The following is a 16647-nucleotide window of genomic DNA, read 5'->3' as shown; positions in this document are numbered from 1 at the left end:
CCTACACTGAAATAAAGGGATTTATTCCAATAACTTAAGCGTCTCATTTGTGGTGGCGCGTCCTAAGCTTTTCGCCGGGAGGGGACAATATGAACACTGTATTTATCGTTAATTTCATTGGTCAGGCATCGCCTGCAACCATCAAGCAGCTCGCCGCAGTTACGCATGAAAATGGGGGTAAGTGGTTAATCAGTAAAGTTAACTTTATTGAAGACCAAGTGGCAGGCGTCATTAAAGTCGAACTTCCGGCCCAGAATGCCGACATCGTAAAAGAAGCGTTTTCAGCCTGCCAGACATTAACTGTCCATTTTGTCGATTCTGATCTTCATGCACACCGCGAAGACACCATTTATCAAATTCGTCTCGACGCCAACGACCGCGCCGGTATTGTCAACGAGATCACCCATGTTCTTGACGGACAGGGCATTTCTATCTTAGATATGGACTGCCAGCGGGTGTTCATTGCCGGAGGGGGAGGCATCAGCTCAAGTCTGTTCACGGCGAAGATAGCGCTCAGACTACCCAATGAGATGGACATTGATGATATCGCCAACGAGCTTGAATCACTCAGTGAAGATACCCGGGTCGTGATTGAAAGTTAAACCGGCATAAAAAAGAGCAGCAGACGCTGCTCTTTTTAGTTGTGAGGTTTCCGGCTTATTGCACCGACCACTGCGATAAAGAACGTTTAAAATCTGAATAATCAAACTCATTCAGTTTTTGGACTTCGCCATTTGAACGCTCACAGTACACCGATGGCATACGCAAACCGTTAAACCAGTTTAGCTTCACCATGGTGTATCCGGCACTGTCCATGATGTGTAAACGCTGACCAATCTCCAGCGGTTGGTCAAAGTTCGCCACACAGAACTGATCCCCGGCCAGGCACGAGCACGAACCGATCACGTATTCATGAGCACCGTTTTCTGATGCTTCCAGAATAGAGGCTGGCTCATCATAAATCAGCGTATCAAGACGGTGTGCTTCTGTCGCAGAATCGACGATCGCAGTCTTCTTCACGTTCTCTACGATATCAACCACTGTAACCACCAGATCTGTGGTCTTAGTGATGATCGCTTCACCCGGCTCTAAGTACATTTGTACGCCGTGTTTCTCAGAGAACGCTTTAAGCGCTAAACCTAGCTTCTCAATATCGTAGCCTGGCCAGGTGAAAAATACGCCGCCGCCCATGCTCACCCAATCTAGCTTATCTAAGTACTGACCAAACTGCTCAGAGATTGAATCCAGCAGACCGATAAACGCATCCACATCTTTGTTTTCACAGTTCATGTGGAACATCACACCATCAATACCATCGAAGACTTCAGGTTTGATGTGGTCTGCTTGTACACCAAGACGAGAGAACTGACGTGCCGGGTTTGCCAGGTCTTGGCCTGCGTAGCTCACGCCCGGGTTCAGGCGCAGACCAATTGACGCTTTGCCTTCAATGATATGACGGTAAGCCGCGAGCTGAGACTGCGAGTTGAAGATCATCTTGTCACAAATGTCTGCCACTTCACGCACGTCATCTTCGCTATAACCCACACTGTAGGCGTGCGTTTCGCCGCCGAACGTTTCGTAGCCAAGTTTTACTTCGAACGGACCCGAGCTGGTTGTGCCGTCTAAGTAAGGCTTGATGATGTCGAATACGCCCCAGGTTGAGAAACACTTCAGTGCCAACACCAGCTTGACGCCTGAGATTTCTTTTAGCTGTTTTGCTTTCTCCAGGTTCGCAATCAGCTTGTCTTCATTGATCATGAAGTACGGGGTTTTTAGTTCATTGTGTTGCATGTTAATACCTTGAGTCCCCTCGCCCAAACGAAGGCACTATAAAATCGAACAAAGCCGACGCAGTTGCATCGGCTTAGATTTAGTTAAATCAAGATAAGTCTAGGCTTGACGACTTACTTTTTAAGTTCGTGGATAACTGGTAACCCTTGAGCTGGTTCCAACTCTTGAACATGCCAGTCCAGACCGATAGACGGCATGGTTTCCAGGAACGGATCTGGGTCCAGCTGTTCCATGTTGAACACACCTTTATCTGCCCACTTGCCGCGGAAGAACTGTAGCGCTGCCGTGATCGCCGGTACACCTGTGGTGTAAGAGATCGCTTGGTGCTCTACATCTTCGTATGCCACTTCGTGGTCAGCGTTGTTGTAGATGAATACGCTACGCTCTTTACCGTCTTTCTTACCCTGAACCCAGGTACCGATACACGTCAGACCGGTGTAACCCGGTGCCAGAGACGTTGGATCTGGTAGTAGTGCTTTCAACACGTGAAGAGGCTGTACTACGGTGCCATCGTGCAGCGTTAGCGGATCTGGGCTAAGTAGGCCGATGTCACGCATTACGTTGAAGTAGTTCAGGTAACGGTCACCGAAGCCCATCCAGAACTCAATACGTTTGGCAGGGATGAACTCTTTCATTGAACGCACTTCGTCGTGCGCCATTGAGTACACTTTGTGCGAGCCACAATTCGGGAATTCGAACTCAAGCATACGTGAGTGACAAGGTACTTGCTTCCACTCGCCATTTTCCCAGTAGAAAGAGTCACCCTGGATCTCTAGCATATTGGTTTCCGGGTCAAAGTTAGTTGCAAACTTCTTACCGTGGTCACCCGCGTTTACGTCCATCACGTCGATGGTGTCGATCTCATCGAAAAGGTGTTTAACTGCATATGCTGCAAACACAGATACGACGCCTGGATCGAAACCAGCACCCAGGATACCAGTGATACCGGCTTCTTCGAACTTCTCTCGGTAGCCCCATTGCCAATCGTAAGCCTGTGGAACTTGCTGACCTTCAGAGCACAGGTCAACCGCTACTGATGTATCTAGGTATGACACTTTTGCCCGGTAACACGCTTCCATGATTGGCATGTTTACCCATGGAGGACCTGCGTTGATCACCAGGTCCGGCTTCACTTCTTCAATCAGAGCAACAAGAGCATCTACGTCGTCAGCATTTACTGCACGAGCTTCTAGTTTCTTAGCTGAATCTTTCAGATTGTTTTTCTTCTGAATCGATTCGATGATTTTCTCACACTTACCTACGGTACGTGATGCGATTGTGATATCACCCAGAACGTCGTTGTTTTGTGCTGCTTTGTGTGCAACTACCCAGCCAACGCCGCCTGCACCAATCTGTAGAATTGCCATAGTTTTCCGTTACCTTTGTTAAACTAGCTCAACTGCTAGCATATTGATTTTAGAGAGCAGAGATTCAAAGTCCGCTGTCGTTAGACACGGGTTCAAAATCGTAAATTTCAGAGCGGTTTTACCGTCGACAACGGTTTCACCCAATACCGCGACACCGCGAGTCAGCGCTTCCAGACGTAGCGTTTTATTCAGTTCGTCGAGATCGGCTGATGCGTGTGTTGCACGGAACAATACCGTTGACAACGAAGGCTCGGCCAACAGTTCAAACTGATCGTTCGCACGGATCATGTCTGCCACGTCCAGCGTTTGAGCCAGTAGGTGATCGTACATATCACCAAGTGCTTTCGGGCCAACGTTTTGCATTGTCATGAACACTTTCAGAGCATCAAAACGCTTGGTCGTTGCGATTGACTTGTCCACTAAGTTCGGCAACTCGTCGTGTTCACGATTCAAGTAATCAGCATGATGAAGCAGGAACTTGAAGTTCGACTTGTCGTTGACCAACAGACTGCCACAGCTAATTGTTTGGTAGAACAACTTGTGAAAATCAACACTGATTGAATGTGCTCGCTCTACGCCTTTCAGACGCGCTTTGTGGCTGCTAAGAATTAACGCACCGCCGTACGCGCCATCAACATGCATCCACATGTCATGTTTTTCAGCCATGTCCGCGATGAAGTCTAAATCATCAATCGCACCGTGGTCTGTCGTGCCCGCGGTACCAACAATCGCAAATGGGATTAGCCCTTCAGCTTTTGCCTGAGCGATCACTTCATCCAGCTTAGTGATGTCCATCGTGCCATCTGCGTTTGCATCAACGGTCATCACCGCTTTTTCACCCAGCCCCATCCAAGATGCCGACTTTTGCACCGTGAAGTGAGACTTCTTCGAACATACGATGCGCAGTTTGTCCGCGTATTCAGGAAGGCCTAGCTTCTGAATTGAGTGGCCACTTAGCTTGTCTGCTATCCAGTCACGCGCCAGCATTAAGCCCATTTGGTTGCTTTGGGTGCCACCGCTAGTGAAAATACCGTCGGCTTTTTCGCCCAACTCGTACTTATCGCACAGCCAGTTCACGACCTTCTGTTCAACGTAAGTCGCAGATGAAGCCTGATCCCAGGAGTCCATTGACTGGTTCAGCGCCGCGATCATCGCCTCTGCGGCAACGGCCGGCATCAAAGGCGGCGTGTGCAAATGCGCAATACAATCAGGATGTTGCGTGAAGATTGCGTTTTTAGCCACAAGCTCTGCCGCATCATCAATCACCGATGTTAGTGGCGCGTTTTTGTTGTCCAGATCGACAGCATTAATCGCATCTTCTAGCGCTTTAGGATCCATACCTGAATACGGTGCGTCAACTTGCTCAAACACCGACTTCATGGCCGCAGTCGTGTGGTTCATCACCGCTGCAAACTCAGTGCTACCTAGTTCGCCGGTATGGATGAAATGTTTTTTCCACTCTTCTTGTGGTGCCGCTTCAACATGGCTACCACCTGCAGCGATGATCGCTTCTTCCAGAACACGCAAGGCAAAGTCGATTTGCTCAAAAGTAATGATCAACGGAGGAAGGAAACGGATCACCGAACCGTCACGACCACCTTTTTCAACCATCAAACCACGCTCTAACGCGGCGCGTTGAATCGCCAGTGTCAACTGACCATCAGCCAGAGGTTCACCGAACTTATTGAGCTCGCCGTTAGGGTTCTTGATTTCAACGCCTAGCATCAAACCTTTACCGCGCACTTCAGCAATACAGTTAACGCGTTTTTGGATACTTTCCAGACCAAATCGTAAGTACTGACCGGCAACGTTGGCATGCTCAACCAGGTTGTCACGCTGAATAATTTCAAGGGCTTTCGCACCTGAAACCATCGCCAGTTGGTTACCACGGAAAGTACCTGTGTGCTCACCCGGCTTCCAGGTGTCGTGCTGTTTGTTAATCACCAGCAGTGACATTGGCAAACCGCCACCAATGGCTTTAGATAAGCACAGGACATCTGGCACAATACCCGCTTCTTCAAAGGCGAAGTTGTAACCTGACTTACCAACACCACATTGAATTTCATCGAAAATCAGCAGGATTCCGTGCTCATCACAAATACGACGAAGCTCGCGCAGCCAGAATGCCGGGGCAGGAATTACACCGCCTTCACCTTGAACTGGTTCGACAATGATCGCCGCTGGTTTCATGATACCCGCTTCATCATCGTTTAATAAACGCTCGATATAACGGATACTGGCTTTAGCACCTTCGTCACCACCCAGGCCAAACGGGCAGCGCAGGTTATAAGGGAACGGCATAAAATGGACATCAGACATCAACCCGGTACGACGCGCTTTGGTGCCCAAGTTACCCATCATCCCCATGGTACCGTTGGTCATGCCGTGGTATGCCCCGCGGAATGCAAACATGGTGTTGCGGCCAGTGGTTTGTTTGGCAAGCTTAATCGCAGCTTCTACCGCGTCGGCACCAGATGGTCCACAGAACTGGATCACACTGTTATCGCCCAGCTCTGCCGGCAAAAACGACTTCACAGACTGAATAAACTGAGTTTTTGCACTCGTCGCAATATCCAGAGTCTGATATGGAAGGCCAGAGTCCAGCTGTTCTTTCAATGCCTGATTAATTTCAGGATGGTTGTAACCCAGTGCTAGCGTTCCCGCACCTGCTAAACAATCTAAAAAGACCTGTCCGCGTGTGTCTTCAACCAAACAGCCGTAAGCCTGCTTAATCGCAATCGGCAATCGACGTGGATAAGAACGTACTTCTGATTCATGCTCAGCCTGATCCAGCAGCACTTGATCCGGCGTTAAGTCATACAAGCCCTCAACAACGGGGACGAGAGAAGGAGAAATATTCGCGATAGTATTATCGACTTCAAAGGCGGTGCTCATACGTTGATCCCTTGAATGTGGTAACTTCAATTCCTGCTATCAGGATTCGGTGGTAAATAACAGGCAACATAAATCAGTCACTCTGCTTGCTAAATCGCAAACATAAGCAACTCGTCGCGATAAACGCGACTTCTAAAACGGATGGGAAATAATCAAGGTTCCGTAATGCAGCTATCTTGTCGAACTGGGCATTTCGGTAATATGAAGCTGATTAATGTGTGATTATTTAAAGATTTCAATGTTGGGTTTCCCATTAACATGCTGCTTTCTGCAACATTAGTATCCCGTCTATCAGTAATAGGTGCTACTGATACCTACCCTACGTAGTGTCACAATCAGCTTGAATGGTCACTACGCGTATCCCCCAGAGATGTTTTCGTCGATTTCTATCGCTCCGAGATTGCGCGCGAATTTATCACAAAACAAAACGCTCTGGCAATCATTTTTACACTCTATTTTTAGAACAAGATCACATATTAACGTGTACAGAATGAGCCTTTGGCAACTAAGCCAATATCCGTATCACCCTGACGACTTAATATCCGCTTACCGCGGACCAAATCATGCGCACCAAAGCCAGCGATAAAGTCAGGCTCATTCACAGCCTTAACCCAGCACAAAGGCGTCTGAATCGGGTCCCATTCCGGCGTGCAATCGCGTTACATTCAGCGTGTTGTGAAGCGTTCAGGTCGCGTTCAATAGCTATTGAGAGATGTAGACCTGCCAACGGCATGGCAATGTCTTGCTTATTGCAATAAAAAAAACCAGCATAACCACCTGGTTGTAACTCAGGCCTGAACTGAAGACATGCGGGCATCCAGGCAGGGCAACGTTATGCAATACTTTTACCCTAGGCAGAACGGTGCGATCGCGATGGCTTTCCGGATCAGAAAAATTCTAGTGAAGAAAAACGACAAAACCCAGCACGAGGCTGGGTTTTATAATCTGGAGCGACACACGAGGTTCGAACTCGTGACCTCAACCTTGGCAAGGTTGCGCTCTACCAACTGAGCTAGTGTCGCAAAATATTGAGATGGTGCCCCGGGCCGGACTTGAACCGGCACAGCGCGAACGCCGAGGGATTTTAAATCCCTTGTGTCTACCAATTCCACCACCAGGGCACACAAATATACTTTGTGATGCCATTACAGAAAAGTAACACACCATCTGGATACCGCTTACGCCATATCACCAAATCTGGAGCGACACACGAGGTTCGAACTCGTGACCTCAACCTTGGCAAGGTTGCGCTCTACCAACTGAGCTAGTGTCGCAAATGGAGGCGCGTCCCGGAGTCGAACCGAGGTCCACGGATTTGCAATCCGCTGCATAGCCACTCTGCCAACGCGCCTTCTTAGTTGTAAGAAGTTTATCTTACTCCCCTTTCAAGCCATGCTCTCTTGGGTACGGGATGCATTCTACGGATTCGTGCAATCGAGTCAATACTATTTTTAGTTTTTTAAACCGTTTGACTAGATTTTGTGCGAAAGACGAAAAATCGACTAGTTTCATCACAAAAAATCACCGTAGCGCACTTGTTTATTGAGAGATTTGAACTACCTAAGTCGCCATTTCCTACCGACATTAAGAGGGCGAGAGCTTCAGTTTAGTCAGCCAAACCGGACTAACTTTCCATCTTAAGCGAATAACAAGACTCCGCTCACATTTTCCTTTCCGCGAGACGAACGACCAGGTAGTCGTGACTAAGTCACCTAGAAAACAAAGTCACCTAGAAACAACCTACAAAGAAAAAAGCAGGCTAAGCCTGCTTTTTAAGAATCTAATGATGCTCTTCATTGAGTAAGTCATCTTTGGCCGCAGCCAAATACTGCACCATGGACCAGTAGGTCAGGAAGGTCGCGATGTACAGTGCAGCGAAACCCAGCCACACCATCCACTCGTCATAGCGCCAGATCAGTACCCAAAGTGCAAACATCTGCGAGGCAGTTTTCACTTTCCCGACCCAGGAAACCGCAACACTGGCTCGTTTGCCGATTTCCGCCATCCACTCTCGCAGTGCAGAAATAATAATTTCGCGGGCAATCATGGTTACAGCTGGAATAGTGACCCAAATCGAATGGAAGTGTTCGGTAATAAGAATCAGTGCGGTAGCGACCAGAACCTTATCTGCCACCGGGTCAATAAACGCGCCAAAACGAGAGGTCTGATTTAACTTACGTGCCAACATCCCATCGAGCCAGTCGGTAAAGCCGGCGACAAAAAAAACCATCGCAGCGGCAAATGGCGCCCATGAGTAAGGCAGATAGAAAACGACCACAAAAATCGGGATAAGGAACAACCTTAACAGGGACAGTATGTTGGGGATATTCAAACGCATTTTATTATTCTCTTACACATTGCGTCTTAATGGTGCGGGATTTTGCTTATTGTTTCAATGCTTGGAAAATAATTTCTGCTAAAGAGTGACTAATACCCGGCACTTTGGCGATTTCTTCGACACTTGCGCGTTTAAGCTCTTGCAGTCCCCCCATATATTTCAATAGTGCCTGGCGGCGTTTTGGCCCGACCCCCTCGATGCCCTCCAGCGGACTGGTGCGACGCGTTTTACCACGTTTCGCCCGGTGCCCGGCGATGGCATGATTGTGGCTTTCATCTCGAATATGCTGGATCAGGTGCAGTGCAGGGGCGTCACTGGGTAAATGGAACTCCTCCCCTTCTACGCTAATCAGCGTCTCTAACCCGGGTTTGCGTGTTACCCCTTTGGCAATACCGATCATCACCGGACGCTTAGGCCAGTCGCCCCAATAGCGGGTAATGATCTCATGGGCCCGGTTCAGCTGACCTTTACCACCATCAATAAAAATGATATCCGGGATCTTTTCCACATCCAGTTGTTTGGAATAACGACGCTCCAGCGCCTGCCCCATCGCGGCATAATCATCCCCTTCCGTGATCCCCGTGATATTGTACCGACGGTACTCCTGTTTAACCGGACCTTCACTGTTAAATACCACACACGAAGCGATGGTGCTCTCCCCCATAGTGTGAGAGATATCGAAACACTCCATACGGCTAATCGATGCCATCCCCAGCACTTCACGCAGCGCAGTGAAGCGCTGATGAATGGTCATTTTATGGTTAATTTTGGTGGTAATCGCCGTTAACGCATTAGTATTGGCAAGTTTCAGATAGCGTCCCCGCGTGCCGGTCGGCGAGGAATGGAACTGAATTTTACGCCCCGCCATGTCACTCAGTGCCAACTGGATAGAAGCGAGTTCAGAAGCGAGCTCTTGATTGAGAATGATCCGTGCCGGAATAGTGCGCGCTTCATTGTGACTCAGGTAGTATTGAGTCAGGAAGCTATCGAATACTTCCTGTTGGCTGGTATTTTGCGGAATCTTCGGGAAGTGGCTACGACTACCCAGCACTTTGCCCTGGCGAATCATCAGGATATGGATACAAGCAATGCCGTTTTCCTGGGCGAAACCCAACACATCCAAATCTTCGGCACTGTCTTCCGACACATATTGTTGCTCTTGCACGCGACGGATCGCCTGGATTTGATCACGGAATTTTGCCGCTTCTTCAAAGCGCAGCTCGCGGCTGGCCGTTTCCATTTTGCTGATCAGCAGTTCCAGTACCTGCTTGTCTTTGCCCTGAAGAAACAGCCTGACCAACCCCACCAGTTCCGTATATTCCTGATCAGAAATAATACTGCTGACGCACGGCCCGGCGCAGCGGCCAATTTGATACATCAGGCAAGGCCGGGTCCGGTTGGCGTAAACCGTATCTTCACACTGGCGTACCGGGAAAATTTTTTGCAGCAGGTGCAGCGTTTCGCGTACAGCCCCGGAATCAGGATACGGACCGAAATACTCACCTTTGCGTTTTTTCGCCCCCCGGTGCAATGATAAACGGGGATGCTGATGACCGCTGATAAAAATATACGGGTAAGATTTGTCATCACGCAGCAACACATTGTATTTAGGTAAATACTGCTTGATGTAGTTGTGCTCTAAAATCAGCGCTTCGGTTTCCGTATGGGTTACGGTTACGTCAATTTTGGCAATGTTGCTGACTAACGCGCGGGTCTTCTCACTGTCGACTTTTTTGCGAAAGTAACTCGAGAGGCGCTTTTTCAGATCTTTGGCTTTACCGACATAAATAACCACAGCGTCGGCGTTGTACATACGGTACACGCCGGGCTGATGAGTCACTGTCTTAAGGAAGGACGCCGAATCGAAAGCAGGAATCACACTAAAGCGTCTCGGTGTCCAGCATTCCGTGGCGGATGGCTAAGTGGGTTAACTCCACATCACCATTAATGTCCAATTTGCTAAACAGGCGATAGCGATAACTATTGACCGTTTTAGGACTTAAATTAAGTTGCTCAGAGATGTCCGTGACTTTCTGGCCTTTTGTGATCATCATCATGATCTGAAGCTCACGCTCGGACAAATCCTTAAATGGGTTCTCAGATGCCGGCGAGAATTGACTCAACGCCATCTGCTGCGCAATTTCTGGCGAAATATAACGCTGCCCACTATGAACTACACGAATTGCATTGACCATTTCATCCGGCCCTGCACCTTTGGTCAGGTAGCCAGAGGCCCCCGCCTGCATCACTTTTGTTGGAAACGGATTTTCCGTATGAACAGTCAGTACAATGATTTTCACGTCCGGATTAACACGCAGAATCTTTTTCGTCGCTTCCAAGCCACCGATTCCGGGCATGTTCATATCCATTAAAACGACATCTGCATAATTACTGCGACACCATTTTACCGCTTCTTCACCGCTGTCAGCTTCTCCTGCTACGTTCATTCCACGGACGTCTTCAATAATACGTCGTATCCCTGTGCGAACCAGCTCGTGATCATCTACAAGGAAAACATTTATCAAACTTGTATCTCCACACTTTTTATTGGCTCTGCACCCACATAACAGTTGTTCAATGTGGATATCAGTATGATTGCCTATATCGTAACGCAATAGACAAAAAATTGCTTTCTAAGAATATGTGCTGAAATGCAAACTTTAGCAAGAACTTATTCAAAGAGAGCCGTTTTATTTCTCAGCAGGCTGTACAAAACCTTACTTTACAACTGGTAAGCTAACAACATTACCCTCTACAAATCAAGCAGCTAGGTTGCATATTGCCGTGTCCGGCACAAACTTCTCCGGGATTGATTAGTCCGCATACAGCAACGCTTAAGAACCATACAGCAGGCAAATCATTCCTGCCGCTGCTACCGTGATGACGTGGCACTCCGCCATACCCTTTCTGCGCCAGAATGCTAGAATGGCGACGAAGTTATTCGCTGAGGTTGCAACGCTCTTGACTATTGAACAAGGTTTCTTACTTACCCGCCAGGCGCGGGATGTGGGTGGACAGACCCAAATAGAACTTTGGTTAGCCACCGACCGGGGTGCAACCCAGCTATTGATAAACGGCGAAAAACCGGTGTTTTTTGTTCCTCAGGCACAACAAGTTCTGGCGGAAAAACTCGCTGTTAGTAATCACATTAGTGCTGATTTCAAAGCACTGCCTCTGAAGAGCTTCGCTCAACAGCCACTCACGGCCTGTTATACTCCTACGCTTAAAGAAGCCCGAACCCTGCAACTGGCGTTGACCCAACAAGAAATTGAAGTACTGGAAGGGGATATCCGTTTGGCTGACCGCTTCCTGATGGAACGTTTCATTAAAGGTAGCGTCGAGTTCAGCGGGCCTTTGCAACAACGCCTGGGGTACCGTGCTGCCGTTAACGCCAAGTGTCGTGGCGGCAATTACCTCCCGCGTCTGCATGTGGTATCTCTCGATCTGGAGTGTTCAGAAAAAGGGATACTCTATTCCATTGGCCTCGACAGCCCACAAGACAGCCGGGTAATCATGATTGGCAAACCCGAGTCGTCTGATACTCCTATCCAGTGGGTCGCCAATGAACGGGCATTGCTTGAAGCGCTCGTCGCCTGGTTTACCGAGTTTGATCCCGACGTAGTCATTGGCTGGAACGTGATCGACTTCGATTTTCGTTTACTGCACAAACGCGCCGAATGGCACCAGCTCAAACTTGCCATAGGCCGGGCGGGACAACACAGTTTCTTTCGCAGCGCTGCGCAAAGCCAACAAGGCTTCATTTCCATCCCCGGCCGGGTTGTGCTTGATGGGATCGACACGCTGAAGACCGCAACCTATCATTTCCGCTCCTGGTCACTGGAGTCGGTCTCGCAGGAGCTGCTGGGTGAAGGTAAAGCCATCCATAACGTGCATGATCGCATGGATGAAATTAACCAGATGTACCGCAGTGATAAACCGTCTCTGGCCAAATACAATCTGCAGGATTGTGTGCTGGTCAACAGGATCTTCGCCCACACCCACCTGCTTGACTTCGCCATTGAACGTTCCCGCTTAACCGGAGTGGAGCTGGACCGGGTTGGTGGCTCGGTTGCAGCCTTCACCAACCTCTACCTGCCTCAACTCCACCGCGCCGGTTATATTGCGCCTAACCTCCATCCGGAAAACTGGGTAGCCAGCCCCGGAGGCTACGTCATGGATTCGCTCCCGAACCTGTATGACTCCGTATTGGTGCTCGACTTTAAGAGCCTTTACCCGTCGATTATTCGCTCGTTCTTAATCGATCCGCTGGGACTGGTTGAAGGGCTTTTGCTTGAAGTAGGTAAAGGCGATGAGCAGGCAGTGGCGGGATTTCGTGGTGGCCAGTTCCACCGTTCCAGGCACTTTTTGCCCGAGATGATTGAAAAATTGTGGGCGGCGCGTGACGTCGCGAAAAAGAATCAAGAGAAGGCATTTTCCCAAGCCATTAAGATCATCATGAATTCATTTTATGGCGTTCTTGGCTCGTCAGGATGCCGTTTTTTTGATACCCGCCTGGCTTCCAGCATCACGATGCGCGGGCATGAGATCATGAAGCAGACCAAAGTACTGATTGAACAACAGGGCTATCAGGTTATCTACGGTGATACTGACTCGACGTTCGTCTCCCTCGATGGTCCCTACAGCCAGGCGGACGCCGACAAAATTGGCTATCAGCTGGTCGATTACATCAACAACTGGTGGCACGAGCACTTGCGCTCGGAGTACAACCTCACGTCAATCCTTGAACTGGAGTATGAAACCCACTACCGCAAGTTCCTGATGCCGACCATCCGCGGGGCAGAAACCGGCTCGAAAAAGCGCTACGCCGGGCTGATTGGTGAAGGTGACCAGGAGCGGATCATCTTCAAGGGCCTGGAGAGTGCACGTACCGACTGGACAGCGCTGGCGCAACGTTTTCAGCACCAACTGTACCAAATGATCTTCCACGGTGAAGACCCCAGTAACTACATACGTGAAACCGTAGAGAAAACCCACAATGGTAATTTTGATCATGAACTGGTCTACCAGAAACGCTTACGCAGAAAGCTTCATGAATATCAGAAAAATGTACCGCCACAAGTGCGCGCGGCGCGTCTGGCCGATGAGATCAACGCCAGGCTGGGAAGAGCACTCCAGTACCAGAACCGGGGGCGGATAGAATACCTGATCACCGTGAACGGGCCTGAGCCTGCTGAGTATCGCCGCAGCCCGATTGATTACCAGCACTATATAGACAAACAACTCAAGCCCGTCGCCGATGCGATTCTGCCCTTTATCGGCACTGACTTTGAGCGCCTGTGTGCCCCACAGCTCGGCCTGTTCTGAATACGGAGAGCGAGATTAATGATTTAACCGATACGAAACTCAGTCTTTTGATATTGCTTGACCAGCCACTGGCCAAAACTGTCAATCAGGCCGATGACCGAGCGTTTGGGTATGGGCCGCCCCGAGAGCAAAATCCCCAACCGCTCAATTTCGGTCGCTTTCTCGGGGTGATACTGAAGAAACTCCTCTCCGCACCTCAACGGGTCATCAAACCAACGCTTATCCTTATACATAATCAGCGAATAGGCAGCACGTAGCAATTTCTTGGCAATCACCTGCTGTGCCTGCACCATTTGCTCACGGCCACCCGCCTGGGCGATTTTTTTCCGGTACACTATCAGCCAATCTTCAACATCCATATTCCAGTGTTTGGCAATTTCCCAGCTCGGGACATAGTCGCCAAAACACTCGCCGAGGTTTTCGCCATAAAGGCAGACACAGCAGTGTTTGAGCATAAAGCCCCAGGTAAAGATGCTGTCGAGGTTGGCCACTTCCTTAACCAAAGCACATCGGATTGATACCCCGTTAACATGGGGGTATTCCTTTTGCACTCGCCATTTAATGGTATTGAACAGAGTGGCTTTGTGATCCTCAAACCCGCTGTGTGTCACGACCACTAAATCAATATTCGACTTACCGGGTGTCGCCGTTTTGCGCGCAACGCTGCCATAAACATACAGACTGTGGAGTTTATTCCCCAGCCCGCTTTTTAAGCAGTGCAGTAAATCTTGGATCAGTGGAGCATATTCCGGTTGAAAAGGAGCTTGGGGATCAATAACAGCAAGTGACATGGACAGGAAAAATACTCAATTTAAAAGGCTCTGCCGACTATGATCCAACAGGTTGCCACTCGAATCAAGATCCTCTTGCCGAAGGATTTTAGATGCCAGTCTGTGAACTTAGCGCTATAATCACCCCGTTTTGCTTAATACGTATAAATAGGAATAGATAATGCCAAAGGCAAGTGAAATCAAAAAAGGCTTTGCCATCGAGTCCAATGGTAAAACGCTTCTGGTGAAAGACATCGAAGTAACCACTCCTGGCGGCCGTGGCGGTGCAAAAATCTACAAAATGCGTTGTACTGACCTGTCCACCGGTGCGCGCGTTGATGAGCGTTTCAAATCTGATGACGTGGTGGATACGGTCGAGATGAACAAACGTGCGGTTGTGTACTCATTCGCAGACGGTGACGAGCATATCTTCATGGATAACGAAGACTACTCGCAATACACGTTCAAACACAACGAAATCGAAGATGACCTGCTGTTCATCAATGAAGATACCCAAGGCATTCACATTATCCTGGTTGACGGTTCCGCTGTAGGCCTTGAGCTACCATCGTCGGTGGAACTGGTAATTGAAGAGACCGATCCGTCAATCAAAGGCGCATCTGCATCGGCACGTACCAAACCGGCCCGCTTTGCTTCTGGTCTGGTGGTTCAGGTTCCGGAATACATTGCAACCGGCGACCGCGTGATCATTAACACCGCAGAACGTAAATACATGAGCCGAGCTTAAACCATGTCTGATTTGATTTCTTACGATGACGTGATTGACGCGGCATATGACATTTTTCTCGAAATGGCACCGGATAACCTGGAGCCCGCCGATGTCATTCTGTTTACCGCACAATTTGAAGATCGTGGTGCTGCAGAGCTTGTCGAAACCAGTGATGACTGGGTTGAGCATGTAGGCTTCGAAATTGATAAAGAAGTGTATGCAGAAGTGCGAATCGGCTTAGTGAACGAAGAAAATGACGTGTTAGATGACGTATTCGCTCGTATGCTAATCAGCCGGGACCCTGAGCATAAGTTCTGTCATATGCTTTGGAAGCGTGACTAACGCTGCCCAAATCATGCATTAAAAACGCCAGCCTTACGCTGGTGTTTTTTATCTCGGGTATGAACTGTCACCGTATCTGCAGGCTGAAAGGATAGCCAGATAAGAAAAAGGCTTGCCTCATGGCAAGCCTTTCTGATGTTTACGCTCAATTAGCGATGCTTATTACGTGCACCTTGTTCACCGGCATTTTTCTTTGGCTTACGGCGAGCAGGATTGTTACTACGGCCTTTAGACGTGTTAACACGTTCTTCGTGACGCTTAACGGCGCGACGGATTTTTTGGCTACGGGCACGTTCACGCTTGCGTGATGTATTGTCTTTGCTCAGGTCCAGCATGGTTTCTTTCTCTGGACGAAGTTCTACCAGCTCTCGCAGGTAATTGACTTCTTTCAGATCCAGTTCCATCCACCCACCACGAGGTAGCTTCTTATCCAGGAAGATATCACCATAACGTACACGTTTCAGACGACTAACCGTACACTCTTGTGATTCCCACAGACGACGAACTTCACGGTTACGGCCTTCGTTGATCACAACGTAGAAAGTGTGATTCATGCCCTCACCGCCAGCATATACGACGTCTTCAAAACGAGCCATACCGTCTTCCAGCTCAACACCTTTTACCAGATTGCGAACTTTTTGTTCGGTTACTTCACCAAACACACGCACCAGGTATTCACGTTCAACTTGGCGGCTTGGGTGCATCAGGCGGTTTGCCAACTCACCATCCGTAGTGAAAAGCAGCAGACCAGATGTATTCGCATCCAGACGACCAACTGAAATCCAGCGAGAACCGCGAATTTTTGGCAGACGGTCGAAAACCGTACGACGACCCTCAGGGTCATGACGAGTACACAGTTCACCCTCCGGTTTATAGTACGCAAGTACACGACAGATCACTTCTTCCTGAACCTTCGCAGATACAATGTGACCATCGATACGAACGACACTGCTCTCGTCTTCCAGTCTTTCACCAAGTTTAGCTACCACACCGTTCACGCTTACGCGACCGGATTTAATTAACGATTCGATCTCTCGACGAGAACCGTGACCAGCACGTGCTAAGACTTTTTGTAACTTTTCGCTCATT

Annotated in this window: 13 protein-coding genes and 4 tRNA genes; 4 read left to right on the top strand and 13 right to left on the bottom strand. The window is 49.0% G+C overall.

Annotation, left to right across the window (positions count from 1 at the left end; genetic code table 11):
• Positions 1 to 89: 89 nt before the first annotated feature.
• Positions 90 to 602: an ACT domain-containing protein gene (locus P2G85_RS11405; protein ID WP_275864204.1), complete on the top strand. Its 513-nt coding sequence runs from the start codon at positions 90 to 92 to the stop codon at positions 600 to 602.
• A 55-nt stretch (positions 603 to 657) separates the two neighbouring features.
• On the opposite strand, the gene nspC is transcribed toward P2G85_RS11405, so the two are convergent.
• From nspC to uvrY, 11 genes are all read right to left on the bottom strand, one after another.
• Positions 658 to 1791 (bottom strand): carboxynorspermidine decarboxylase, encoded by a 1134-nt coding sequence (gene nspC, locus P2G85_RS11400; protein ID WP_275864203.1) that lies wholly within the window; start codon positions 1789 to 1791, stop codon positions 658 to 660.
• A 113-nt stretch (positions 1792 to 1904) separates the two neighbouring features.
• On the bottom strand, positions 1905 to 3158 hold the full coding sequence (locus P2G85_RS11395) for a carboxynorspermidine synthase (RefSeq protein ID WP_275864202.1): 1254 nt from the start codon (positions 3156 to 3158) through the stop codon (positions 1905 to 1907).
• Positions 3159 to 3176: 18 nt separating this feature from the next.
• Positions 3177 to 6053 (bottom strand): pyridoxal phosphate-dependent class III aminotransferase, encoded by a 2877-nt coding sequence (locus P2G85_RS11390; RefSeq protein WP_275864201.1) that lies wholly within the window; start codon positions 6051 to 6053, stop codon positions 3177 to 3179.
• A gap of 476 nt (positions 6054 to 6529) precedes the next feature.
• Positions 6530 to 6655, bottom strand: coding sequence for a hypothetical protein (locus tag P2G85_RS11385; protein WP_275864200.1), 126 nt, complete (start codon positions 6653 to 6655; stop codon positions 6530 to 6532).
• Positions 6656 to 6999: 344 nt separating this feature from the next.
• Positions 7000 to 7075, bottom strand: a tRNA-Gly gene (locus P2G85_RS11380).
• Between the two features lie 12 nt (positions 7076 to 7087).
• Positions 7088 to 7174 (bottom strand) — tRNA-Leu (locus P2G85_RS11375).
• A 77-nt stretch (positions 7175 to 7251) separates the two neighbouring features.
• Positions 7252 to 7327 (bottom strand) — tRNA-Gly (locus P2G85_RS11370).
• Positions 7328 to 7330: 3 nt separating this feature from the next.
• Positions 7331 to 7404: transfer RNA gene (locus P2G85_RS11365), tRNA-Cys, on the bottom strand.
• 429 nt (positions 7405 to 7833) lie between these two features.
• Positions 7834 to 8391 (bottom strand): CDP-diacylglycerol--glycerol-3-phosphate 3-phosphatidyltransferase, encoded by a 558-nt coding sequence (pgsA, locus tag P2G85_RS11360; protein WP_275864199.1) that lies wholly within the window; start codon positions 8389 to 8391, stop codon positions 7834 to 7836.
• Between the two features lie 46 nt (positions 8392 to 8437).
• Positions 8438 to 10270, bottom strand: coding sequence for an excinuclease ABC subunit UvrC (uvrC, locus tag P2G85_RS11355; protein ID WP_275864198.1), 1833 nt, complete (start codon positions 10268 to 10270; stop codon positions 8438 to 8440).
• A gap of 1 nt (position 10271) precedes the next feature.
• Complete coding sequence (uvrY, locus tag P2G85_RS11350) at positions 10272 to 10916, bottom strand: UvrY/SirA/GacA family response regulator transcription factor (RefSeq protein ID WP_275864197.1); 645 nt, start codon at positions 10914 to 10916, stop codon at positions 10272 to 10274.
• Between the two features lie 436 nt (positions 10917 to 11352).
• Here uvrY and P2G85_RS11345 point away from each other — a divergent pair, with 436 nt between their 5' ends.
• Positions 11353 to 13716: a DNA polymerase II gene (locus P2G85_RS11345; RefSeq protein WP_275864267.1), complete on the top strand. Its 2364-nt coding sequence runs from the start codon at positions 11353 to 11355 to the stop codon at positions 13714 to 13716.
• 23 nt (positions 13717 to 13739) lie between these two features.
• Here P2G85_RS11345 and P2G85_RS11340 read toward each other — a convergent pair whose 3' ends face one another.
• Positions 13740 to 14507 carry a nucleotidyltransferase domain-containing protein gene (locus tag P2G85_RS11340; protein WP_275864196.1) on the bottom strand — a complete coding sequence of 256 codons (768 nt, stop codon included), beginning with the start codon at positions 14505 to 14507 and terminating at the stop codon, positions 13740 to 13742.
• 160 nt (positions 14508 to 14667) lie between these two features.
• On the opposite strand from P2G85_RS11340, the gene yeiP reads away from it, so the two are divergent.
• A complete protein-coding gene (gene yeiP / locus P2G85_RS11335) occupies positions 14668 to 15234 on the top strand; it encodes an elongation factor P-like protein YeiP (RefSeq protein ID WP_275864195.1) in 567 nt (188 codons plus the stop codon).
• 3 nt (positions 15235 to 15237) lie between these two features.
• Entirely contained in the window at positions 15238 to 15558 is a 321-nt protein-coding gene (locus P2G85_RS11330; protein ID WP_074191537.1) for an HI1450 family dsDNA-mimic protein, read from the top strand.
• Positions 15559 to 15707: 149 nt separating this feature from the next.
• On the opposite strand, the gene rluB is transcribed toward P2G85_RS11330, so the two are convergent.
• Positions 15708 to 16646 carry a 23S rRNA pseudouridine(2605) synthase RluB gene (gene rluB, locus P2G85_RS11325; RefSeq protein ID WP_275864194.1) on the bottom strand — a complete coding sequence of 313 codons (939 nt, stop codon included), beginning with the start codon at positions 16644 to 16646 and terminating at the stop codon, positions 15708 to 15710.
• Position 16647 lies beyond the last annotated feature (1 nt).

Origin of the sequence: Vibrio sp. CAU 1672 (genome assembly GCF_029223195.1) — a bacterium.
Classification (GTDB): domain Bacteria; phylum Pseudomonadota; class Gammaproteobacteria; order Enterobacterales; family Vibrionaceae; genus Vibrio.
Note: the sequence above shows the minus strand (reverse complement) of the source record. Positions and strands in the feature narration are given on the sequence as shown.

Excerpts from the sequence above, each read along its gene's own strand:
- P2G85_RS11330 (WP_074191537.1), top strand. The coding sequence starts at position 15,238 with ATGTCTGATTTGATTTCTTACGATGACGTGATTGACGCGGCATATGAC.
- yeiP (WP_275864195.1), top strand. The coding sequence starts at position 14,668 with ATGCCAAAGGCAAGTGAAATCAAAAAAGGCTTTGCCATCGAGTCCAAT.
- rluB (WP_275864194.1), bottom strand. The coding sequence starts at position 16,646 with ATGAGCGAAAAGTTACAAAAAGTCTTAGCACGTGCTGGTCACGGTTCT.
- P2G85_RS11395 (WP_275864202.1), bottom strand. The coding sequence starts at position 3,158 with ATGGCAATTCTACAGATTGGTGCAGGCGGCGTTGGCTGGGTAGTTGCA.
- P2G85_RS11340 (WP_275864196.1), bottom strand. The coding sequence starts at position 14,507 with ATGTCACTTGCTGTTATTGATCCCCAAGCTCCTTTTCAACCGGAATAT.
- P2G85_RS11405 (WP_275864204.1), top strand. The coding sequence starts at position 90 with ATGAACACTGTATTTATCGTTAATTTCATTGGTCAGGCATCGCCTGCA.
- nspC (WP_275864203.1), bottom strand. The coding sequence starts at position 1,791 with ATGCAACACAATGAACTAAAAACCCCGTACTTCATGATCAATGAAGAC.
- P2G85_RS11390 (WP_275864201.1), bottom strand. The coding sequence starts at position 6,053 with ATGAGCACCGCCTTTGAAGTCGATAATACTATCGCGAATATTTCTCCT.
- pgsA (WP_275864199.1), bottom strand. The coding sequence starts at position 8,391 with ATGCGTTTGAATATCCCCAACATACTGTCCCTGTTAAGGTTGTTCCTT.